At 45.4% G+C, this 19,685-nt stretch carries 25 protein-coding genes and 6 pseudogenes; 12 read left to right on the top strand and 19 right to left on the bottom strand.

Features of this window, described 5'->3' with window-relative positions; all coding sequences use genetic code 11:
* From V5G28_RS26660 to V5G28_RS26590, 15 genes and pseudogenes are all read right to left on the bottom strand, one after another.
* Positions 1-191 (bottom strand): PsbP-related protein (locus V5G28_RS26660; RefSeq protein ID WP_336231371.1); only part of this gene is annotated, 191 nt, incomplete at its 3' end.
* Positions 173-637: pseudogene (locus V5G28_RS26655) on the bottom strand (four helix bundle protein). The pseudogene V5G28_RS26655 and the gene V5G28_RS26660, both read right to left, overlap by 19 nt.
* Positions 638-1,118: 481 nt before the next feature.
* On the bottom strand, positions 1,119-1,775 hold the full coding sequence (locus tag V5G28_RS26650; RefSeq protein WP_336231370.1) for a MarR family transcriptional regulator: 657 nt from the start codon (positions 1,773-1,775) through the stop codon (positions 1,119-1,121).
* A 180-nt stretch (positions 1,776-1,955) separates the two neighbouring features.
* Positions 1,956-2,195, bottom strand: a complete 240-nt coding sequence (locus V5G28_RS26645; RefSeq protein WP_336231369.1) for a hexameric tyrosine-coordinated heme protein — start codon at positions 2,193-2,195, stop codon at positions 1,956-1,958.
* Positions 2,196-2,279: 84 nt separating this feature from the next.
* Entirely contained in the window at positions 2,280-2,720 is a 441-nt protein-coding gene (locus V5G28_RS26640; protein ID WP_336231368.1) for a globin family protein, read from the bottom strand.
* Between the two features lie 13 nt (positions 2,721-2,733).
* Positions 2,734-3,531, bottom strand: a complete 798-nt coding sequence (locus tag V5G28_RS26635; protein ID WP_336231367.1) for a hypothetical protein — start codon at positions 3,529-3,531, stop codon at positions 2,734-2,736.
* Positions 3,532-3,753: 222 nt separating this feature from the next.
* On the bottom strand, positions 3,754-3,909 hold the full coding sequence (locus V5G28_RS26630; protein ID WP_336231366.1) for a hypothetical protein: 156 nt from the start codon (positions 3,907-3,909) through the stop codon (positions 3,754-3,756).
* Between the two features lie 173 nt (positions 3,910-4,082).
* Complete coding sequence (locus V5G28_RS26625) at positions 4,083-4,796, bottom strand: MOSC domain-containing protein (protein ID WP_336231365.1); 714 nt, start codon at positions 4,794-4,796, stop codon at positions 4,083-4,085.
* Between the two features lie 363 nt (positions 4,797-5,159).
* A pseudogene (locus V5G28_RS36875) lies at positions 5,160-5,261 on the bottom strand (IS6 family transposase); the annotation flags it as partial.
* A 140-nt stretch (positions 5,262-5,401) separates the two neighbouring features.
* The gene (locus tag V5G28_RS26615; RefSeq protein WP_336231363.1) at positions 5,402-5,662 is read right to left on the bottom strand and encodes a hypothetical protein; all 261 of its coding nucleotides are present in this window, start codon (positions 5,660-5,662) and stop codon (positions 5,402-5,404) included.
* Between the two features lie 155 nt (positions 5,663-5,817).
* Positions 5,818-6,576: a glucose 1-dehydrogenase gene (locus V5G28_RS26610; RefSeq protein WP_336231362.1), complete on the bottom strand. Its 759-nt coding sequence runs from the start codon at positions 6,574-6,576 to the stop codon at positions 5,818-5,820.
* Between the two features lie 341 nt (positions 6,577-6,917).
* Complete coding sequence (locus V5G28_RS26605) at positions 6,918-7,094, bottom strand: hypothetical protein (protein ID WP_336231361.1); 177 nt, start codon at positions 7,092-7,094, stop codon at positions 6,918-6,920.
* Between the two features lie 100 nt (positions 7,095-7,194).
* Entirely contained in the window at positions 7,195-7,476 is a 282-nt protein-coding gene (locus tag V5G28_RS26600) for a hypothetical protein (protein ID WP_336231360.1), read from the bottom strand.
* A gap of 120 nt (positions 7,477-7,596) precedes the next feature.
* Positions 7,597-8,514 (bottom strand): dihydrodipicolinate synthase family protein, encoded by a 918-nt coding sequence (locus V5G28_RS26595; protein ID WP_336231359.1) that lies wholly within the window; start codon positions 8,512-8,514, stop codon positions 7,597-7,599.
* A gap of 107 nt (positions 8,515-8,621) precedes the next feature.
* On the bottom strand, positions 8,622-9,071 hold the full coding sequence (locus tag V5G28_RS26590) for a cupin domain-containing protein (RefSeq protein WP_190733512.1): 450 nt from the start codon (positions 9,069-9,071) through the stop codon (positions 8,622-8,624).
* Positions 9,072-9,237: 166 nt separating this feature from the next.
* On the opposite strand from V5G28_RS26590, the pseudogene cynR reads away from it, so the two are divergent.
* The 6 genes and pseudogenes from cynR to V5G28_RS26560 all read left to right on the top strand — a co-directional run.
* Positions 9,238-10,107: pseudogene (cynR, locus tag V5G28_RS26585) on the top strand (transcriptional regulator CynR); the annotation flags it as partial.
* A gap of 63 nt (positions 10,108-10,170) precedes the next feature.
* Positions 10,171-10,266: pseudogene (locus tag V5G28_RS26580) on the top strand (transposase-like zinc-binding domain-containing protein); the annotation flags it as partial.
* Between the two features lie 49 nt (positions 10,267-10,315).
* The gene (locus V5G28_RS26575; RefSeq protein WP_336231357.1) at positions 10,316-10,486 is read left to right on the top strand and encodes a hypothetical protein; all 171 of its coding nucleotides are present in this window, start codon (positions 10,316-10,318) and stop codon (positions 10,484-10,486) included.
* Positions 10,487-10,648: 162 nt separating this feature from the next.
* Positions 10,649-10,879: a hypothetical protein gene (locus V5G28_RS26570; protein WP_336231356.1), complete on the top strand. Its 231-nt coding sequence runs from the start codon at positions 10,649-10,651 to the stop codon at positions 10,877-10,879.
* 279 nt (positions 10,880-11,158) lie between these two features.
* A pseudogene (locus V5G28_RS26565) lies at positions 11,159-11,457 on the top strand (DUF5674 family protein).
* Positions 11,438-11,803, top strand: coding sequence for a hypothetical protein (locus V5G28_RS26560; protein ID WP_336231355.1), 366 nt, complete (start codon positions 11,438-11,440; stop codon positions 11,801-11,803). Before V5G28_RS26565 ends, V5G28_RS26560 begins: the two are co-directional and overlap by 20 nt.
* 76 nt (positions 11,804-11,879) lie before the next feature.
* Here the strand turns inward: V5G28_RS26560 and V5G28_RS26555 are convergent, their stop codons facing one another.
* From V5G28_RS26555 to V5G28_RS26540, 4 genes are all read right to left on the bottom strand, one after another.
* A complete protein-coding gene (locus V5G28_RS26555; protein WP_336231354.1) occupies positions 11,880-12,095 on the bottom strand; it encodes a hypothetical protein in 216 nt (71 codons plus the stop codon).
* A gap of 158 nt (positions 12,096-12,253) precedes the next feature.
* Positions 12,254-13,537 carry an RNA-guided endonuclease IscB gene (gene iscB, locus V5G28_RS26550; protein WP_336231353.1) on the bottom strand — a complete coding sequence of 428 codons (1,284 nt, stop codon included), beginning with the start codon at positions 13,535-13,537 and terminating at the stop codon, positions 12,254-12,256.
* A gap of 338 nt (positions 13,538-13,875) precedes the next feature.
* Entirely contained in the window at positions 13,876-14,199 is a 324-nt protein-coding gene (locus tag V5G28_RS26545; protein WP_336231352.1) for a VOC family protein, read from the bottom strand.
* Positions 14,200-14,426: 227 nt separating this feature from the next.
* Complete coding sequence (locus V5G28_RS26540) at positions 14,427-15,695, bottom strand: RNA polymerase sigma factor (RefSeq protein WP_336231351.1); 1,269 nt, start codon at positions 15,693-15,695, stop codon at positions 14,427-14,429.
* 170 nt (positions 15,696-15,865) lie between these two features.
* Here V5G28_RS26540 and V5G28_RS26535 point away from each other — a divergent pair, with 170 nt between their 5' ends.
* The 6 genes and pseudogenes from V5G28_RS26535 to V5G28_RS26510 form a co-directional block, all read left to right on the top strand.
* On the top strand, positions 15,866-16,225 hold the full coding sequence (locus tag V5G28_RS26535) for a YciI family protein (protein WP_073644552.1): 360 nt from the start codon (positions 15,866-15,868) through the stop codon (positions 16,223-16,225).
* Positions 16,226-16,260: 35 nt separating this feature from the next.
* Positions 16,261-16,758 carry a VOC family protein gene (locus tag V5G28_RS26530; RefSeq protein ID WP_336231350.1) on the top strand — a complete coding sequence of 166 codons (498 nt, stop codon included), beginning with the start codon at positions 16,261-16,263 and terminating at the stop codon, positions 16,756-16,758.
* An 87-nt stretch (positions 16,759-16,845) separates the two neighbouring features.
* Positions 16,846-17,277 (top strand): YciI family protein, encoded by a 432-nt coding sequence (locus V5G28_RS26525; protein ID WP_335011947.1) that lies wholly within the window; start codon positions 16,846-16,848, stop codon positions 17,275-17,277.
* A 254-nt stretch (positions 17,278-17,531) separates the two neighbouring features.
* Entirely contained in the window at positions 17,532-17,942 is a 411-nt protein-coding gene (locus V5G28_RS26520; RefSeq protein WP_069072388.1) for a VOC family protein, read from the top strand.
* Positions 17,943-18,259: 317 nt separating this feature from the next.
* The gene (locus V5G28_RS26515) at positions 18,260-18,694 is read left to right on the top strand and encodes a VOC family protein (RefSeq protein WP_336231349.1); all 435 of its coding nucleotides are present in this window, start codon (positions 18,260-18,262) and stop codon (positions 18,692-18,694) included.
* 384 nt (positions 18,695-19,078) lie between these two features.
* A pseudogene (locus V5G28_RS26510) lies at positions 19,079-19,685 on the top strand (IS110 family transposase); the annotation flags it as partial.

Here is a 19,685-nt window from a genome sequence, read left to right as displayed (position 1 = left end):
CGCTCTGCGGCATTGACTAACTCTGCTGTGCGACCAGAACCTTCAGGAGCAAGAGCGTTTTTTCCCAACGTATATCCTACTTCTCCTCTGCTCCCCATCTCCCCATCCCCTAGCAGTGTCTCAACGAATAAATATCTTAACTGAACCGTATTGGGGGCATGGGGAAAGAACTTCAACGTTTCATTAGCCACGGCTCAGGGTTAGCAATCATATTCACCAAACCGCCTAAGATTCGGTTGTAAGTGCCGTAGAGTTCTCGCCCTGCTTCTACATCCATATAGTTGCATTTGACAGCAAATTCAATCCAAGTTTGAGTTTCAGCAGCTTCTGCTATTCCCTTCGGGAACGCTGCGCGAACACAATCATTCAATTTAGCTACAAATGCTGCTTGATAACGACGTTTACGCCAAGCTTCCGCCAAATTAGCACAAACAGAACGCGACGAACGCCGAATTTGGTGAAGCAGCGCGGTCTTGGGGGTTTCCCCCATGAGCGACTGGAACCCGGAGGGTCAGTCAACGAATACCTCTCTTCTATAAGACAACTTTTTTGAAAATTCAAAAATTTTCATAGCTGCATCAAAAGCCATTTGATACACTTCTAACTCTTTGTGACTTTTTATAAGTTCTCTTGCCATCTCCTCCGCTCCTCCGCTCCTCCGCTCCTCTGCCCCCCGCCCCTCTACCCCCTGCATAATTTGGTCAATATTCCCACCGTCTAGTAAATCAGACATAAGGTAAGTTTCGTCTGATGTTAAGATGTCTGATTTTTATTGTCCCGCTTTTTGGTACTGTAAAAACATACTGATGAAATTTGTTAAGAGCGACGTAACATAAGAAATTTTACGTACGGATATATTTTCAGGAAATATAGTATACAAGCAATTTGACCACGAGTAGCACTCACTTTGGTTTTTGGCACAAATAAATGCATTAAAATTGCTATGAGTCAAGTAATAATTTGCATTTCTTTGTAATTATTGGGGTTTCATTTTTTCGCAGGTTATCTGGGCAACCGGGCGCGCAAAGTCGAGCCAGCGCCGTGCGGTGACGACAACAGAAGTGCAGGAGGGTTCAGATCGGGAGCGAATTAGCTGAGATATCTCGAAAACGAGAAAACTATGAAAGATAAAGGTTCCAATTTTGTTTAGCCATTTCAGGATCGGCTGCAACGTATTCGGCACAGTTGAGACGAAGATGACGATCGCCAAAGGGTGCATTCACCAGCGCACAATGATGTGGACGATCTGACTCTGGATACCGATTGGGCTGAAAGAATTGACAGGTAACACACATTTTTGCCACTGAAATCTGTCCCTGTTGTTGAAGCTTGCGAATCATTTTAATTAGCCCCCGCAGAAAGATTACTTGTTCCTCCTCCGATAGCTCATTCACGGTGTTTAGCAGAAAATCAGACCAGGACGCTGTTTGTGTCGCTGTCTGCTGTCCTTGAGTGGTTAACGTGATGGCGATCGCTCGTCCATCCTGAGACGATCGCGTTTTTTGCACTAACCCTTTATCGACCAGCGACGTAACCGCATCACTGGCAGTGGCAGCCGTGACCGCAAGATGTTTTGCCACCTCTGACAAACGTATCCCAATGTTGCCTTTATCAATCAGAAGCGCCAGGATTTGTCCTTGAGTCGGTGTTAAGCCTTGTTGTCCAGCATCCTGCCAGGATTGACTTTTCAGCGCCAGCCCAATTTTTTCTAGCCCAATCAAGATGTGTTGCTTGATCGCGCCAGTGGCAGCACATTCTTGACAGGTTGTTGTCAATCACCCGCACGTTACGGGCGCGATCGCGCAAGCGCTGACTTGTCAGTTCACCAACTTTCAATAGTAAGCCCAGCAATCGCATCGGTTGCCCATGAAACGTTACTTGCATAGTTCCTGGGTTATTCTTTTAAAGGTGCAAAGGTGTTTAGTCCACTAAACAATAGTCATTCATTGCCCACCTCACTTCTGCCAGTAATTGTTAGCAGCCGCGATGGTGGCAAACTCAGTGGCAACTGTTTGCCCTATGGCAATCAACATCATGGCATCGTTACCATAGACATCTCGTAGCTGCTTGCGCTTCTCTTCATCGGGTTGAGTCAGCTTGATAATCAGTCGCGCCAGTTTCACGGCTAATTGCCGTCCTTCCTCAGGTGTTTCGGTGATCAACGAGTTGTTAGGAACCAGTGCAATCGTATCCATTGTTTGTTCTCCTGTTAATTGCGTTGGCTGAAGGCGATCGCCTGAAGGTAGTAAACCTGGTAGACGACCAAGTTTACTGACCTGCTATTTCACTACAGTTGGCATCAGACGTTCTGGTGAGTAGTCTGCACCTTCCAGCATTAATTGAGCCACAACTTCATACGCCTCTATCCACGCTTGTTGCACGTCAGGAGTCCAGGCTGTACCCAGACTTAGCTCAAAAGCTTTAAGCAAGCTACTGCCCACCATTGGATAGTGTTGCGGCAATACACCGTACTGAACGTGTCGAGTGCCCAAGCCTCTCAATGCATCGCTTAAGGCATCTGGTTTACGCAGGTTATTGACAGTAAAGACGAGAGATTGAAACAGTTGCTTGCCCTGCTTTTCCATATGGGTATTGGCAAACAAAGGCTGGACTTCTGGATAGTCTGTAAACAGCAATGTGTAGAACCGTTTAGTCACCTCTAAGCTGTTCACCTTAATCTGAGCAAAGCTGCTTTCTAGCAATTCAACATTGAGAGCCATTTAATTTTCTCCGTTACTGAGGTTGCACACTGTAGGGAAGGCTTAAATTCCCTGAACTAACGCTATACGCTTGATAGACCCCAAGCATGGGGAGATTTTTGTTCGTGGTATTCACCTGCATATAAGCAACAACTCCATCAAACTCGAACTCTGTTTTAGATTGAATGCGTTGAGCCGGAACCAGAACACTGAGCTTGTTACCTTTTAGCAAAACAGGGAAACCGGGAGAATCCAAATACATTGGCATACCGGGATTGGTGGGTGGAAGCACAACAGCTTTGTCGGTTTTGTTGAACTGTTTGACCGATAAGCTACCAGGGACGCGATCGTCCTTGACCAGTACGACCCAATGGCTATGAAAAATAATGCCATCATCGGCATAGTTCGAGTTGTTGTTCTCATCCCACAGTGGCGTGTCATCGAAGTCTGGATGAGACGTGACTGCCAGTGCCAAAATCCCTTCAACCTTCCCAAATCCAGCATCTTCGGGTTTTAGAGTCGTTGGAAAGACATAGCCCAGTACAGGTGCACCATCAACGCTACCCTTAGGTTTGGGCAGTGTTTTGCCAGCCATTCCTTTCACAATTTGCTCAAAAATGAGTAAATCTGCATCTTTGAGATAACGAACGCTGGTGCCCAAAATTTCTAGATCAGGTGAGTTTGGAGTTGGCACAACTTGAGCAGTCGATTGTGCAACTGCCGCTGCCATAGATTGAGTTGTAGGACGGGCATCAGCTTTAAGACTGGAATGGAGCATTGCCAACGTGAGGCTTAAACCAATACCGAGCAAAGCAATCAGAAAACGTTTCATAACAACCTCCTGTTGTATGAATTAAGAACTGAAGCGAATGGAAGTGGTTAGAAAGTGCTATGAGTGCATACCATCAAAGATGTTACGGTGTTGATGCCTTTGCGTGATGTAGAGAGGCATCAATCCTGGTGAAATGCAGTTAATTTTTCACCAAAGCTCGATAAATAACCTCAGGGACAAAAGTGAGGCATCTTTGCGAAAGCATCGTTGATGATAAACTCTTTATCGAAAGTAGGCGTGATGCCAAGACCAACAAAGCTGCAAGAAGAGTAATCCCATCGCCAGCACGACAACACTTAATACTGACAGTGAGAAAACTAGAAAAACACCAACAAATTCCATGAGTACCTCCAGATTAGAAATATGTATCTTTGGCATAGGGGGGTACACCAAAGCGTCGCTTGTAGAGTGATTGACTTGAACCAGGCTTGATACATATTTTCAACGTCTTCCGCGCTGTGTTCCGATTTTGACAGAAATGGCTTAATGGTGGCTGTGATCGGGTAGATAAATGCTCAACTTAATTAATCATGAAAGTAGTAACTACTCTTTCAGAATCCGATAGATTTGATTTCAAACAAGCGAGAATTGGGATCTGGATTAATGCCCATAGTTGCACGCCTAGACAAGGTTTGTTGCCAGTTTGATGCCAGAAACGGACAAGCAGCCAGTTGTGCTGCTGCTTCTCGGTCATCTAATTGGTGATGCATGATTGCATTGGCTCTAGCAACTGTCCATTGAGGGAAGGGGCGATAAAGAAGAACAAGTGGTAGGCTCCGCTCAACATACCCTTCCTTTAGAACGCGGAAATACCAACCAGTCTTGCCTGTTTTTTGCACTTGAAGCGCTAGATCGTGGATTTGCCAACGTCGTGATAGTTTCCAACAAGGTTGACGAGGTTGAGAAACCTGAATATATGCTTCTCCAATCTTATAGGTATCTCCGATACAAATAGATGCTTCTGTTATCTCTGCTATAGTGAAGTTTTCCCCAAATGCCCCATACGCTAAATCAGAACGATTAAAAGTATTTTGCCAGTAAGAATAATGTTTTGCTGCATAAGCAAGCACTGCTTTTTCGGGACCTCCATGATGTTTCAAATCTGCCTGTCCATCGCCTTCTAGATTCGTTTGCCCTAGCCAGACAGAACCTTCAACGGGTTCTTTGAAAAATCCGGTTGACCAGGAACGTTGCGTTGGGTTAAAGGCACCTTCCACTCCCAATTGTTTGGGAAGACCAACTTGAATTGAGAGTAAATGTGGCATTTTCTCTATCATTGCTTCAGAATTTTGATTTCGCTTCAAACTATTCACTAAGAGCGTAGGGATGTTTGCCTACTCAATACTTCTTGAATAAAAACTACAAGCTTCAAATTGTTAGGAAAAGATTAGGGGTAACAGCGCGTGTAAAGATATGGCGAGCATTGGGGAATGTTGGAAGCCAACGCCAATTCTCCAAGCGCGTATTCTAGCTGCCGAGATTAACGCTCGATTACAGCCATTTGGCATTGGGCGATCGGCGCTCTAGTGTCCAATCTTCTCCAGGTTGGCCCCAAATCCTGGGTAGTGCGGCAGTTCCTTGGCGGTTTCTTCCGGCGACAGGATACGAATACCGTTTGCAGCGCCTGCCTTCGTCAGTCGTTTTACCGCTCGATGATCTTGCTCAATGATGTTATTCAAGTATTTCTTCTGCCGTAATTCAGTCGTCTCAGGTAGGATGTCATTTTTAGCTGTCCTGGCATCTTGGTCAGTAGGTTAGTTCTTGCATAATTGAGCAAATGAACAACCTCTTTGTCGAGGTCTGTAGAGCAAGATTCAATGGTTTGGGTTGCGGTTAACATAGTTCAAAACTCGAGTTGCACCTAAGTCATCTAAAAGCGAGCGCAAAATTGACGGGTGTGTAGCACCACTTCACCATGATTGGGAATCCACGCTGCCCACTGATCCTCTGATACCTGACAAAGTAGCAGTGCTTCGTCAAAACTAAAGGTACTGGGAAGTTCCAAAAGGTGTACCCAAGTATCAGCCTGGAACTCCTGCTGCGACGATTTGAGGTGAGACTGGTTTGACCACTCCAGATTCTGCTTTTGAGGTCGAACACCAAAATCTTGTATGTAGGAATTGAGTTTCATCGTTTTGTTTTCCTTCCTGGTAGACAACACACAATCAAGGCTGGCTCATCTCTAGCAAACAGCCTTATTCAAATCTCTAATACAGCTATAGATAGGGAGAAATCTTTCCTGTCTGCGATCCCTCGTCTACAAAGCCGCTGACTTGATGGTCTTGATCAGCTCACTGTAAATCCGCCATCAATCACTAGGGGTTGTCCAGTGATGTAGCTGGCAGCATCAGAGCAAAGAAAAACGACAGCTTGAGCAATTTCTTCTGCCTGTCCTATGCGCCCCATCGGAACCGTAGATGCGAAATCATCAGCCGTGATGCCCATCCGAGCAAGGCTACGATCAAGCATCTCAGTCGCAGTAGCACCGGGGGTAACCGCATTAATCCGAATGCCCTGCTTGGCATAGTCTAACGCTGCCGCTCGTGTCAGTCCCATGACTGCATGTTTACTCGCGACATATGGAGATGCCCCTGGAAACGCAATCAACCCTCCTAACGAGGAGGTATTGACGATCGCCCCAGCTCCTTGAGTCAGCATTTGCTGAATTTCATATTTCATGCACAAGAACAGTCCCCGTGTGTTAATCGCCATCAGTTTGTCAAAGTCTTCGATCAATTGCTCGTGCAGGGGTTTTGGAAGTGCCTCTATACTCGCGTTATTGAAGGCACAGTCGAGTTTCCCAAACTTCTCGACGGTGGTTTGCACAAGCGCTTTTATCTCGGCTTCGTTCGAGACATCCGATCGCACAAATAAACAGTCAACACCAGCATCTCGTAGCTGAGCTTCTGTTGCTTTACCTTCTGGTTCGCGTCGTCCTGAGAAAACCACCTTAGCTCCTGCAACACCGAATGCTTTAGCGGTTGCCTTTCCAATTCCCGAAGTTGCTCCCGTAATCAAAGCCACTTTATTTTCAAATTTCATCATTTTCTCCTTTTGTTGTTGAAAAATCCTTGAGAGAGTGCTACTCCGAAGCTCCGAAGCGCCAGTTTTTACTGTTCAGTCACAGTTGTGGTGGGAAAGTTGCTCTAATGGGTGCAACGCATCAATGTAGAGCAGCCAAAGCACGATTACATCATTAGCTCGACTTTAGCCATTTGAGAAGAAGTAGAGCCAAAAAAGGAATAGGGTAAGCTTGTAATGCAATGTTCGTGATTGTTAAATCCATCTTCGAGAGCAACAGTTTTGCCCGCTCTACCCGCTGTTTAGAAACTGTTCTAGTTGATTCAATCTTTACTTTTTACTAGTTTCATCAAACTGAAGAGAGCCTAGCCAGTTGGTCCACCTAGAATAATCAGGAGTTCTGGAGCCAGCGGATTAATTTCAGCGAGGGAATCAAAACCCGCCTCTAAGTATGTGATCGCGTAATCTTGTTGCAAAAGAATTGGAGCTAAACTACCTAAATCTTCAAAAGCAACGTGTCGAATGGCAATAGCATTTTTCATGGGTATTTAACCAATTCAATTTCAAGTAAATTCAGGTGCTTTCGACTTAATTCAAACCGCTCAAAAGGATGAATCAATCTATAAATGCAGTGGTGGTAGATTAAACTGCGTCAAAAGCTTTGTTCTCTAAAGAAGCTATTTTGAGGAGTAGTTGTCCCTTGGTGGATAGTCGCCAAACCCTATTTATTTTCATTGCACTAACGCACATACTGCCACAAGGAGCACAACAACAACCGTCCGCAACTTCTCCCTGAATTAATTCGTTTTTCCAAAGTTCCTGTGTGATTAGCCTAAAAGCTTTTGAATCAAAGCCTAGTATTCGGCAGACATCTTCTCCAGTAGCTGCCTGGTTACTTAAAAACTGCAAAATTCTCAACTCCATTTTTTCTTCTCCTATGAGCTAACACTCAGTAGTAACGGGATTAGAGAATTTCTTCTAATCCCAACACCCTTTAAAGCTTTTAGGTAAGCCAACCTCAATAGAGCAGTCCTCTACCTCAGCTTATTTACTTAGTGAAGTGGCTAACTGTCCTTTGCCGAGTCGTGTTAGTATGCTATCTAGTTGTCTCACTTCAGCTTCATCTAGTGGCAGCATAGGTAGACGGGGCGTTCCAGCTTTAATTCCTAAAAGTTGTAAACCGGCTTTGATCGTAGTAGGTAGCCCTCCTTTGAGGATAAATTTTAGCAAGGGTAATTGTTGGTAAAAAATCCGTTGAGCCTCAAACAAATTTCCCTTGCGGGCGAACTCATAAAGTGCAGTGGTAAATTCTGGAATTAAATTATGAGCCGCAGTACACCAGCCACTCGCTCCAGCAACAAAAGCCTCTAGTGCCAGAGGGTTAGAGCCATTGTAGAAGGGAATAGTTCCGTCAGAAAGCTCGTATAAACGGTGCATCCGCTGGATGTCCCCCGTACTCTCCTTCACCATAGTGACGTTATCAATTTCCTTCACCATCCGAGCAATCAACTCTGGTGATAAGTCAATCCCACTTGTAGCAGGATTGTTGTAAACCATGATCGGAACACTAATTGCTTGGGCAATTGCAGCATAATGCTGAAAAACTTCACGCTCAGAAAGTTTCCAGTAGGAAATTGGCAGCACCATAACTGCATCAGCTCCCACTTGCTCAGCAAACTTGGCACGCCGGATTGCGTTGTGTGTAGTGAGTTCTGAGATGCCAACAACAGTAGGGACTCGTTTAGCCACTTGATGAATCGAAACGAACGCTACTTCCTCCCATTCAGCATCTGAGAGGTAAGCACTTTCGCCAGTACTACCTAAAGGGGCAATCGCGTGAGAGCCATTTTCGATCAGTTGCTCAATCAATTGAGATAATGTGTCTGTATCAATCGTTTCACCACTGTCCTTGAATGGGGTAACAGGATAGGCAATGATGCCGTGCAAATTTAGATTTGGCATTTTTTTGTTCTCCTAATTAATAGACTTGTCGCCTAATAAAGGTTTTGAATTTTTCGAGCCAAGCAAAGCAAGGGTTTCAGACACTAATTTTTTATAAAGCGACAAGTCTAATTAGCTTCTTCACGCAAAGCTAAATTCCCCATGTTTTGAAGCATTGGTGCATTCTCACAAGCTAAGTACTTGGCAGGCTTGTCTGGATCTAGATTGACATGATGATGCCATGCCCATACTGGAATATAAACGGCATCTCCTGCTTTCCATTCCACTTTTTGATCTTCAATCATGCTGTAACCTTGCCCTTCTAGAACAAAGAGAATTGTTTCATAAGTATGGCGGTGTCGATTGGAACGCCCATTTGGAGTTAGCCCACCGATGGTCATGCTAATTGCAATCGACGGCAGATCGATGAAGAAAACTGGGTGTTTGCGAGCTTGGGAGTAGGCGTTTTGGATAGTACCTGACTCAACACCTTGATGAATTAACCGCTTTGGTATCTGAACTTGGACGGTTGGCGGAGTCTTATCAAAATCTGCTGAGTGAAATTTAACTGTGTCCATATTCTTGGTTCTTGGTTCTCCGTTTGTTTCTTTCGTCAGGTTTAACTCCTGATTAGTTAGTTAGTTTGTTGTTTGCTCAACGAACTACTTTAATTATCTAGATGCCGTTTTGATTAATGCAAGACTTATTTTTGATAAAAATGATAGGTGTAACCTATAACGCTCGATGCAGATTTTGATTGAATTACGTCACCTTCGATATTTCTTAGCTGTAGCAGAAGCTGCTCATTTTACCCGTGCTGCCGAAGCCATCTATGTTTCTCAACCGACACTGTCACAACAAATCAAGCAGTTAGAAGCAGACTTGGGTACAACCCTATTTGACCGCATCGGCAAGCGTGTCATGCTCACGGAGGCGGGTGAGATTCTTCAAGCTCATGCACAACGAATATTTACCGAACTAGAGCAAGCACAACAAGCCATTCAAGAATTAGAGGGATTACAAAGAGGAGAGCTAGCTGTTGGAGTCGTGCAGACGGTAAACGCCTATATGATTCCAGACTTAGTAGCTCGTTTTACCACTGCTTACCCAAGGATTTCACTCCGCATTCAGGAACTATCTGCTGACGAGATAGAGTCTAGAATTGAGCAAGGAAAATTGCATTTGGGAATTAGCTTCATACCCCCTACCTCTGGCTTTCTAGAAGCAGAGCTTTTGTTTGATGAAAAATTAGTACTTATTTTGCCAACATCTCATCGACTAGCTAGGCAGAAGCTGGTTCGTTTTGACGAACTCAAAGATGAAGCGTTAATCTTACTTCCGCCAGGCTTCTACACGCGACGACTTGTAGATGAGGGACTAAAAACTGCTGGTGCATATGCCAAGTTGTTGGTTGAAATGAATACCATTGGCGGCGTACTTGCTACTGTCCAAGCCACCGGAGCCGCAACTGTGCTGCCAGCACTTGCGCTACGCTTGAAAGAAGCAGAGGGACTGTGTGCTGTAGAACTTGCTGCTCCAGCCTTACGACGTAATGTAGGTTTGCTCTGGCGACGCGAAGGCTACTACCGTGCTGCTGCTCGTACCTTTGCGGCGATCACTGTTGCCACAATTGGGGATGATTTCCTTCCATTGCTCCAGAGCCGTCAGGATGGTGGGATGAAATGCCCCCGGTGCCATTCCACTCGAATCAACAAGAATGGTTGCAAACGCGGCAAACAACGCTACATATGCAAAAACTGTGCTCGTCAATTTACTTTTAACAAAAATCTATAAAGCAAAAATCAACCTTGTGAGCACCTCTATGCAATTTCATCCTTATAAGCCTTTCGACCAAAACAAAGCGCAGAAAGAAGTTTGGGAAAAGTTAATGAGTGGATTAGATTTTACTCGTGTTGACGGTCTTGGTGTCCTGACAGTACAAATAATCCTGTCTGAGGTTGGTTTAGATCAAGCGTCCATTCCCTACAGTTAAACATTTTACCTCCTGGCTTGGCGCAATGTCGCTGGCAGTCGCATTACTGGTGGCAAAATTAAAAGTTCTTAGACTCGTCCGGTAGTGAACCTCGCAGGAAGATGCTTTCCGCATGGCAGCACAAACTGCCGGAAAAAGTAATTCTGCTTTAGGTGCGTTTTATTGTCGCTTACGTTCTCGACTTGGCTCTCAATAGCGCCATTACTGCTACCGCTCATCTCTATTGCCCGGATTTTTTACAAACTTTGGACAACAGATGGAGATTATACCGATCCTGGCATGGATTATTATGAGCAGCGTTACCGAGAGCGAATGGTCAATAATCTCCACAAAAAAGCGATTGCTTTTGGTTTTGAGCTTATTCCTCAACCTTTAGCAAATACGGTTTCTTAGAAGCTGTTTACGGACGCTATCGCTTCCGTTATGGATGGAAGAAATAAAATGCGCCAAAAAAATTACACTCTAGATAGTGTTCTGGCAGTTAAGACCGATCCCCCAATGGTGCTTTGTCGCCCGTACAGAAGGCAAGGTTGCTGGGTTGAGACGGCTATGACATTGGTGAAATGGTAGCAACCATTATCCCGTGCGCGGAGACTGTATTTATCCGTAAGTAGGAGTGAAATTTTGGTACTGATTATCAGGGAAAGAGCGACACTGAAACAAGTTGAACAAATGCTGCAAACTTTGAAAATTTACATTAAAGTTGCAGTAGATATAGAAAGATTTTAGCAGGAGGAGGGGAAAAACACGCTTACTGTGAAGCAGCATTGCTTGAAGATGGAAGTAGACAGCGAGATATATGGGGTGCTGATTGGATTCCCTTTGACCAATCAATAGCTTATGAGTCGATTATTAACATACGTCCTAGCCAGAATAATCGCTCTATGTGAATTCAAGACCCAGTGATTCGAGAACGTGTCAAAGAAATTACACAAGAGCTCATTGGTGGATATGAACCAGAAATTAGATGAAAAACAAGCACGGTTTCAAAGTGACAATATACAAACTCGATTAGGACATATAGCTTCCAATTTAGCGCGTATTAAGTCATTTTGCAGCATTGCTCACAAAGAAGCAGTCATGAGTGTAATAGCAGAAACTAAGTGGTTTATTGAATGGACGGCAGCAGAAATGGAACCTCTTCAAGCTGAGGAATTGGTTAATATTCAAGTTCAATTGGCGATATCCGAATTAAGTTGGGATGAGATTTGGTTGCATGAAAAAGCGCGTGCTGAAGTTGCAGAACAAGCTGGTGTTTGGTCTGGACGAGTATTAGATATGTCAGGCTTGCTGTGTGACGCGCCTACACTTTCCTAGCGGGTAAAGGCATCATTATTTCGCTACAAGGTCAAGATTACAGGATTTTCACTCTCCTCTAGTAAGTTTTGCCACGCTAGGATAAAACTGCTGCACGGTTAGCTTCATCGTTGGCTTGAAAGGCAAGATGAACTTTTGATGGTGTACTATCTGCCTGATCGACAAACAACTCATCGGCAAAAAAGTAGCCGTCCCCTTCGCCATCAATATCTCGTAAAGAGTGATCGCAACACTGCCCGGTAAAACCGTTTGCTGGCAGCAACATCAGCAACCCGTAGATGAACATGGTCAATCAGGCGACCTGGATGGAATTCCATAGTGTTATCTTGCCTCTAAAAATGAGTCATTCTCTGGTCAACCATCTCAGATGCGGAAAAGGGACTCCCGCTATAAGGAGTTCGTTTAGCGGGAGAGGAATTTCTGCCAAAATAAAAATTGTCTTTTGGGACATCATTGTTTGTATTCATAACCGTCAGCTTTGTGTATGGTTTTCAGGTATTTAGGATGAACATCAAACTTTTTATCCAAAGTTTGTAAAACAAAACTAGGGCGGAATCTAATGGCAATTCTGCCTATATATCTTCCAGCGAATTTACCAGTAGGGATACGAGCTTTCACGATATCACCAGTGGTAAAACCTTGAAAGGATTTAGCTCTATGTGCATGAGCTTTAGGAAAGCCAAACTTATCTGGGCGACAGCGTTGACGAGTACCGTGACCTTTGGCATTAATCAACAAAGGTCTAATATTTTTGATAATTAGTTTTTCTGGTGTACTCGCTCCTACACACAAAGAATCAGCCCAGTGAGACTTATCAATTCCTCTGTTGACTCGATTCCACTTGGTTCGTCCACCACTACCAACTTCTACAGGTAAATTAGTTTGTTGTAATCTACGGTACAACTCCCAACGTGTTGCATTAACCGCAGTAGCATCAACTAAAGGTTTTTTAGCTTGAGCTAAGATGTGATTTAACAAATCAGGTTTTTTGCTGAGAAACTTAGCAATTGGTTGATTACCTTTAGCTTGATTACATTTAGGACAAGCTAATGTCAAATTACTCACACGATTAGTCCCACCGCAGGATTTAGCAACAATGTGTTCGATTTGTAGTGGGACATCTTTGACACCGCAATAAACACATTGATGTTGCCACTTCACTAACAGATATTGTTTAACTTCAAAACCAAATAACTCACCACGTTGATAATCCACACCTTGGATTTCTGGTTGGTCTAACTTTTGTAAGTCAAATTTAACTAACTCTTGAGAAATTGTAGTGATTGGACAAATCCGACGTAACCTCCGCGCCCAAGTCAAAATATTATCAATCCGAGATTGCAATGATGGTGGTAGCCAACCATTGGGACGAGTTCTATTGAGAAATCGCGCTTTGCGATAACGTGTTTTACGCGATCGCCTGGAACCTCTTAACTGTCTTCTTGATAGAAGTGCTTCTCTAATTTGAAACCCACGATGGGTTATCTCACAAGCAAATACACATCTGGCGGTATTTTCTTGCAGTATAGTCATTCCTGTGGTGCGGCTACCTGGGTCTATTTTTACCCTATGTGGATGTGTGACTGAATTTTCTAATTCTCTGTTCTTGATAAGAATCGTAAATGGATAGCGTTTGTATACCGCAGCGCGACCCTGCTTCAATAACTCTCTTGCCCTTGCTGGATGGCATGGGTCAAGTGGTTGCTTATTTTTATCTAATACGAAAACGTACATTACTGTTACCTCTTACCTTGCGGTAGTAAAGTTTGCCTCGCCCGGATATCATGGCTTGTTCGGCTCAAAACACTGCTCGGTTCCCGTCAAAAGCTGTTTAATTTTGAGCGACAGTTGCCCAGAACTGGCACGCATCCTGGGGTGTCGTGACCGTAATATCGTTTACCCGTAGGTGGGCTGGTCAATGTAGGCTTTTACAAGCCCCCGCTAGAATCTACAAAGATTTAGCGGCGGGTCATTGACTGTTCTGGTTGAGTTGCTGCTCAAGCTGCTCATCCCAGAAGGCGGCTTCTATTTTGTGTCCATCTGGATCGCGCACAAAGCAGCCGTAATACGGCTCACGATAGTCGGGTCTGCCACCGGGGGCACCATCGAATGCTGCCTCCTGCCGCTAATGCTGCCTCATAGAAGGCGTGGACTGCTTCTTTTGTAGGAGCAATAAAACCAATGTGAGTTCCATTGCCAACCGTTGCAGGTTGCCCGTCGAAGGGAGTTCCCACCCAAAATTCGGGATACTGTTTGCCATAGGCGATCGCCCCCGGATGCTCCATAAATCGCTTACAGCCCAATGTTGGCAACACAGCATCATAGAAGGCGATCGCTCGTTCAAAATCATTAGTACCAATCGAAACGTGCGAGAGAATGCTGGGATTGTTATCCATGTCGGAATCCTCTATCAGTTGATGTGGATGTGCTAGAAAGCCGATCGGTGATTTGCTGCACCTTAACACAACTTGATGAAACGATTGGATTATAACAGTACTAAAGTACTAAGCCGACTTGTCTTCTTTTGCCTTTTGTTAAGTTACAAGTTCACCCTGTTAGAAGATTTTTCATTTCTTTTTCAACGGCATCATGGATGCCTGGCGCTTTAAACTGTTGTAAACCCTTAGCCGGACTGAATGTTAGGTTGAACTTCGCGCAACCGACGTTCCAGAAAACGACGCTCACTGTCATTTGTCACTAATTCTAGTGCCCGTGTATAGCTCTGGGTCGCTTCCTCTAATGCTCCAACACGCCGGAATAAATCTGCACGGGTGGCATGAAAGAGATGATAACTGTCCAGTTGTGGAGCAAGGCTATCAATCAGTCCAAATGCGGCTTGAGGACTGTCTGCCATTGCGATCGCCACTGCTCGGTTCAAGGTCACAATCGGTGAGGGCTGCAAGCGTTCCAACACCTCATAGAGCCGCACGATCTGCGCCCAGTCTGTTTCTTCGGCGCGGGTTGCCTGACAATGGAGGGCTGCGATCGCCGCTTGCAGGGCATACACTCCGGTTCCAAAGAGCAACGCTTCCTCTACCAGAGGTAACGCCTCAGCAATCTGTAGGTGGTTCCAACGACTGCGATCCTGATCTTCTAGCAAAATCAAATCGCCTGCCTCATCTAGACGCGCATTGCGCCGCGAATCGTGCAATAACATCAGCGCCACCAGTGCTGTGACTTCAGATGGGGGTTGCGGTGCCAGCAATTGCCGCACCAGTTGTCCCAAGCGAATCGCTTTGATGCAGAGGTCAGCCCGCACGATCGCATCTCCTTTGGTTGCGGCATAGCCTTCGTTGAAGATGAGATAGATGACTGTCAGGACTGCCTCTATCCGGGGAGCGAGATCAGTCGTCTCAGGTACTTTGTAAGGAATGCCTGCGTCTCGAATTTTGCGTTTAGCACGAACTAACCGCTGTGCCATTGTTGCAGTCGGTATCAGAAAGGCACGGGCAATTTCGTCGGTTTCCAGTCCACCCAACATTCGGAGGGTCAACGCTACTTGAGTTTCCGTTGCCAGTGCCGGGTGACAGCAGGTAAAGATTAATCGCAGGCGATCGTCTCCAATTTCATCACTGTCATAGGTTGGTTCTTGAGTGGATGGAATTAAGCCAGATGCCGCATACCACTCCAGTTTTTCGGTCAGTTTCGTGCGTCGTCGGAGGCGATCGATCGCTTTGTACCGGGCAGTTCGGATAATCCAGGCACGGGGACGATCGGGAATACCGTCGCTTTCCCACTGATTCACTGCCGCTGTAAATGCTGCCTGTGCAGCTTCTTCAGCTACATCAAAATCTCCAACCAGCCGAATCAGAATAGCGACAATGCGCCCCCATTCAGTTCGATAAAGGGCAGCAATTGCTTGAGCCACATCTGTTTTTGGGATTGAAGCCATACCTTTCACAAAAAGACATAAAGAATTTTGGGCAAGGTGTCGATTTGAGCAATTGCCGTTCGACTGACTGATAAAGGGAGATAAAGTTCAATTGTACTAGACAAAATTTTTGCACTCAAGTGTCGATTTGGACAATTCCCGTTCGACTTAATCACAAAGGAGGCAACCGAATGAAATATTTGCTGCTGATTTATATGGACGAAAACGCCATGAGCGACACCGAGCGGCAGCATTGCTATGGGGAATCTGCCCAACTCGCCCAGGACTTGCATACTCAAGGACAATTTCTGGCGACGGCTCCACTCCATCCTGTTGCAACCGCAACCAGTGTCCAAGTCCGTGATGGCAAATCACTCGTGACTGATGGACCATTTGCCGAAACCCGCGAACAATTGGGTGGATTCTTCCTCGTTAATGCTCAGGATTTGGATGAAGCCATTGCGATCGCCACCCGCATCCCAGGTGCAAAAGTCGGCACCGTCGAAATCCGTCCTGTCATCGAAGTTGCGGGACTACCAGCACAGCCCTGACCGTCCTTAACCGCTTGAACTCAAGGAGAACCCTCATGCAAAACAATTCCAAAATCACTCCCTGTTTATGGTTTGATGATCAAGCCGAAGCCGCCGCTCAGTTTTATACGTCGATTTTTCGCAATTCCAAAATTGTCCACGTCAGTCGATATGTAGACGCTGGACAGGAAATGAAAGGAAAACCAGCCGGAGCCGTCATGACTGTCAGCTTTGAACTTGATGGTCAGCCGTTCACAGCACTCAACGGTGGTCCGACCTTCAAATTTAACGAGGCGATTTCGTTCCAAATCTTTTGCGATACCCAGGCGGACGTGGACGATTACTGGCAAAAATTGTCTGCCGGTGGGGATGAAACCGCACAGCAATGCGGCTGGCTCAAAGACAAATACGGCGTCTCCTGGCAAATTATTCCTCGCATTCTGATTGAGTTACTCAACCACCCCGACGCGGCAACCTCTCAAAAAGTGACCACTACCATGCTGCAAATGAAGAAGATCGAGATTGATGAACTCAAGCGTGTCGCTGCTGATTAGCGGTTCCTTCGGAGTTGCGCTTTGCGCTAATCAGCACACCCAACCCCTCGCAATCTAACTCAAAACCATTCAACAGGAGATTTCACAATGAAAGTCATGGTCTTTGTCAAAGCAACCCAAGACTCCGAAACTGGGGTCATGCCGAGCGAACAGCTTTTAACTGAAATGGGGCAGTACAACGAAGAATTAGCCAGGGCAGGTATCTTGCTCGCCGCTGAGGGGTTTCATCCTAGCTCAAAAGGGGTGCGAGTTCACTTTTCAGGAACTGATCGCACCGTCACCCAGGGACCTTTCACTCCAGCGCAGGAGCTAGTGGCAGGGTACTGGCTGTGGCAGGTGAACTCAATGTCCGAGGCAGTTGCTTGGGTAAAGCGCTGCCCTAACCCTATGCCAGGAGACTCCGAGATTGAGATTCGTCCCGTATTCGAGGCAGAGGATTTTGGTGAAGTCCTGACACCCGCCTTAAGGGAGCAGGAAGACCGCATTCGCGCTCAACTTGAAACGCAGCAGCAAGAGTAACGTCATCAGCAACCGTTTCATTAAAACCGGAAAAATCTGCCAGCCTCATTACAAGTTACTGGTTTAGAGCCAACGATCTTGACGGAAAAATCGCCCCTAACCCAAGATTTTGGGTGTCAAACTAGCTAATTTTAGGGGCGATTTTTCCGGAGGCTGGCAGATTTTTACACGTTTAGACCCAACCGCGCAAATGATGTTCATGTGCGAACGATCCGCTCATCAAAACGCAGAATCGATTACAAAAGGAGAAATCAATGCAACTCAATTCTTACCTGATGTTCAACGGCAACTGTGAGGCAGCGTTCAAGTTCTATGAACAATGTCTGGGTGGCAAGATGACTATGATGATGACACACAAAGAAGCACCTTCTGCAGAAAATGTCTCACCGGAATGGCAGGACAAAATCATGCACGCTTGCCTTGAACTAGATGATCGCCTCCTGATGGGATCTGACTGCCCACCAGGATACTTTGAAACCCCGCAAGGTTTCTACGTACAAATTAGCGTTCCTGAAATCGCTGAGGCAGAACGGCTTTTTCACGCTCTAGCAGAAAACGGCAAGGTGAAGATGGCGATCGCGCAAACGTTCTGGTCATCGCGCTTTGGCATGTTGACCGATCAGTTTGGGACACCGTGGATGATCAACTGCGAACAAACCATCTGAGCCTATACCAACATCTGTCATTCGTCCTTTGTCCTTTGTAAATAACCTGAGTTCGGGATAAGAAATCCTCAAAAGCCTTGAATTATCGTTGTTCGGTCTAAACCTCTGTTTTCATCTATTGTCAATAAGACATATTGCTGAGATTAGTTTCATTTGTGAACCTTATTGACAAAATGATTCCACTTTTATCCCTGCTTTGATCAATTCCAGTTTTATTCAATCCTGACAGAATAAGCTTTTTAGCTTCTGGCTTAACCCGAACTCAGGTTAAATAGCCACTGACCACTGACCAACAACTAACTACACCAGGAGAAACCATGAGTACTCAAATTTTCGTCAACCTACCCGTCAAAGATCTCCAGCAATCGATCAAGTTTTTCACAAAACTTGGCTTTCAGTTCAACCCCCAATTTACCGATGAAACGGCCACCTGCATGATTGTGTCCGAAACCATCTTTGTGATGCTTTTGACGCATGAGAAATTCAAAACATTCACGCCGAACCCGATTTGCGATGCCACAAAAAGTACCGAAGTGTTGACGTGCTTATCAGTTGAGAGCCGAGAAAAAGTGGATCAGCTGGTTCGTGAAGCCGTTGCTGCTGGTGGCACAACCTACAACGAACCTCAAGACCACGGATTTATGTACGCACATGGATTTCAGGATTTAGATGGTCACATTTGGGAACTGATTTACATGGAACCCGAAGCAACCCATCCAGTTGAGGCTGAAAGGGAAGGAGCAGGAGTGTGAACCACAACAGAACAACCACTGGAACACAAATTCGCGAACTCATCGAAACATGAGCACACCCATTCATACAAGAAGATGAAAGATATTTGCACATCACTGAGCCTTTAACTAGCGGCGATCGCTAGTGAAAAATGAAAGAAACACAAAAATAGGGAATTTGGAAAGCAATCAATTTTACACTTTATGAGTGCCCTGACAGTTAAGACCGTTTATACAATGGTGCAAATCGCGCCCGTATCTGAGCCTGGTTCTGGGTGATTTGGTGAAAAGATTGGTGAAGTGGCTCCGGTCATTATCCTGGTTAGGAGATTAGATTAATACACCGCACCTAGGTCAGGGTACACCCTTTGCATAAAAGCCAACAAGCACACACGTTCACGTAACATGAGTCAACACAAGCGATCGCCAAAAGCACAGGGCTCCAGTTTACCGACCATCAACGCTAATGCCGCAGGCATTGATATTGGTGCAGATCGTCATTGGGTAAGTATACCCGCAGGACGCGGAGCGTGAATGTGTACGCAGCTTTGGTTGTTTTACTGCTGAATTGTATGCAATGGCAGACTGGTTAAAGCATTGTGGCGTTGAAACTGTGGCAATGGAATCCACAGGAGTGTATTGGCTACCAGTATTCCAAATCCTAGAAAGCCGAGGGTTTGAAGTCAGACTGGTAAATGCTCATTATGTTAAGACTGTTCCTGGTCGCAAAACGGACGTGCTAGATTGTCAGTGGTTGCAACAGTTGCATACCTATGGCTTGTTGGCGGGGTCGTTTCGACCGGAAAATCAAATTTGCGTGTTACGTAGTTACATTCGTCAACGAGATAACTTAATTAAAAGTACCTGTGTCCACGTCTTGCGGATGCAAAAAGCGCTGATCCAGATGAATTTACATTTGCATAAAGTCATTAGTGATATTACTGGTCTAACGGGAACAGCTATTATTAGGGCGATTGTAGGCGGGGAGCGAGACCCACAAGTTTTAGCTGCC

The organism is Scytonema sp. PRP1, assembly GCF_036697665.2.
In the GTDB taxonomy this organism is placed as follows: Bacteria; Cyanobacteriota; Cyanobacteriia; order Cyanobacteriales; family Nostocaceae; genus Kalymmatonema; species Kalymmatonema gypsitolerans.
Note: the sequence above shows the minus strand (reverse complement) of the source record. Positions and strands in the feature narration are given on the sequence as shown.

Bases quoted from the DNA above. Each gene is read 5' to 3' on its own strand.
- V5G28_RS26645 (WP_336231369.1), bottom strand. From the start codon at position 2,195: ATGGATACGATTGCACTGGTTCCTAACAACTCGTTGATCACCGAAACA.
- V5G28_RS26640 (WP_336231368.1), bottom strand. From the start codon at position 2,720: ATGGCTCTCAATGTTGAATTGCTAGAAAGCAGCTTTGCTCAGATTAAG.
- V5G28_RS26635 (WP_336231367.1), bottom strand. From the start codon at position 3,531: ATGAAACGTTTTCTGATTGCTTTGCTCGGTATTGGTTTAAGCCTCACG.
- V5G28_RS26630 (WP_336231366.1), bottom strand. From the start codon at position 3,909: ATGCCAAAGATACATATTTCTAATCTGGAGGTACTCATGGAATTTGTT.
- V5G28_RS26625 (WP_336231365.1), bottom strand. From the start codon at position 4,796: ATGCCACATTTACTCTCAATTCAAGTTGGTCTTCCCAAACAATTGGGA.
- V5G28_RS26615 (WP_336231363.1), bottom strand. From the start codon at position 5,662: ATGAAACTCAATTCCTACATACAAGATTTTGGTGTTCGACCTCAAAAG.
- V5G28_RS26610 (WP_336231362.1), bottom strand. From the start codon at position 6,576: ATGATGAAATTTGAAAATAAAGTGGCTTTGATTACGGGAGCAACTTCG.
- V5G28_RS26605 (WP_336231361.1), bottom strand. From the start codon at position 7,094: ATGAAAAATGCTATTGCCATTCGACACGTTGCTTTTGAAGATTTAGGT.
- V5G28_RS26600 (WP_336231360.1), bottom strand. From the start codon at position 7,476: ATGGAGTTGAGAATTTTGCAGTTTTTAAGTAACCAGGCAGCTACTGGA.
- V5G28_RS26595 (WP_336231359.1), bottom strand. From the start codon at position 8,514: ATGCCAAATCTAAATTTGCACGGCATCATTGCCTATCCTGTTACCCCA.
- V5G28_RS26590 (WP_190733512.1), bottom strand. From the start codon at position 9,071: ATGGACACAGTTAAATTTCACTCAGCAGATTTTGATAAGACTCCGCCA.
- V5G28_RS26575 (WP_336231357.1), top strand. From the start codon at position 10,316: ATGCAATTTCATCCTTATAAGCCTTTCGACCAAAACAAAGCGCAGAAA.
- V5G28_RS26560 (WP_336231355.1), top strand. From the start codon at position 11,438: ATGAACCAGAAATTAGATGAAAAACAAGCACGGTTTCAAAGTGACAAT.
- iscB (WP_336231353.1), bottom strand. From the start codon at position 13,537: ATGTACGTTTTCGTATTAGATAAAAATAAGCAACCACTTGACCCATGC.
- V5G28_RS26545 (WP_336231352.1), bottom strand. From the start codon at position 14,199: ATGGATAACAATCCCAGCATTCTCTCGCACGTTTCGATTGGTACTAAT.
- V5G28_RS26540 (WP_336231351.1), bottom strand. From the start codon at position 15,695: ATGGCTTCAATCCCAAAAACAGATGTGGCTCAAGCAATTGCTGCCCTT.
- V5G28_RS26535 (WP_073644552.1), top strand. From the start codon at position 15,866: ATGAAATATTTGCTGCTGATTTATATGGACGAAAACGCCATGAGCGAC.
- V5G28_RS26530 (WP_336231350.1), top strand. From the start codon at position 16,261: ATGCAAAACAATTCCAAAATCACTCCCTGTTTATGGTTTGATGATCAA.
- V5G28_RS26525 (WP_335011947.1), top strand. From the start codon at position 16,846: ATGAAAGTCATGGTCTTTGTCAAAGCAACCCAAGACTCCGAAACTGGG.
- V5G28_RS26520 (WP_069072388.1), top strand. From the start codon at position 17,532: ATGCAACTCAATTCTTACCTGATGTTCAACGGCAACTGTGAGGCAGCG.
- V5G28_RS26515 (WP_336231349.1), top strand. From the start codon at position 18,260: ATGAGTACTCAAATTTTCGTCAACCTACCCGTCAAAGATCTCCAGCAA.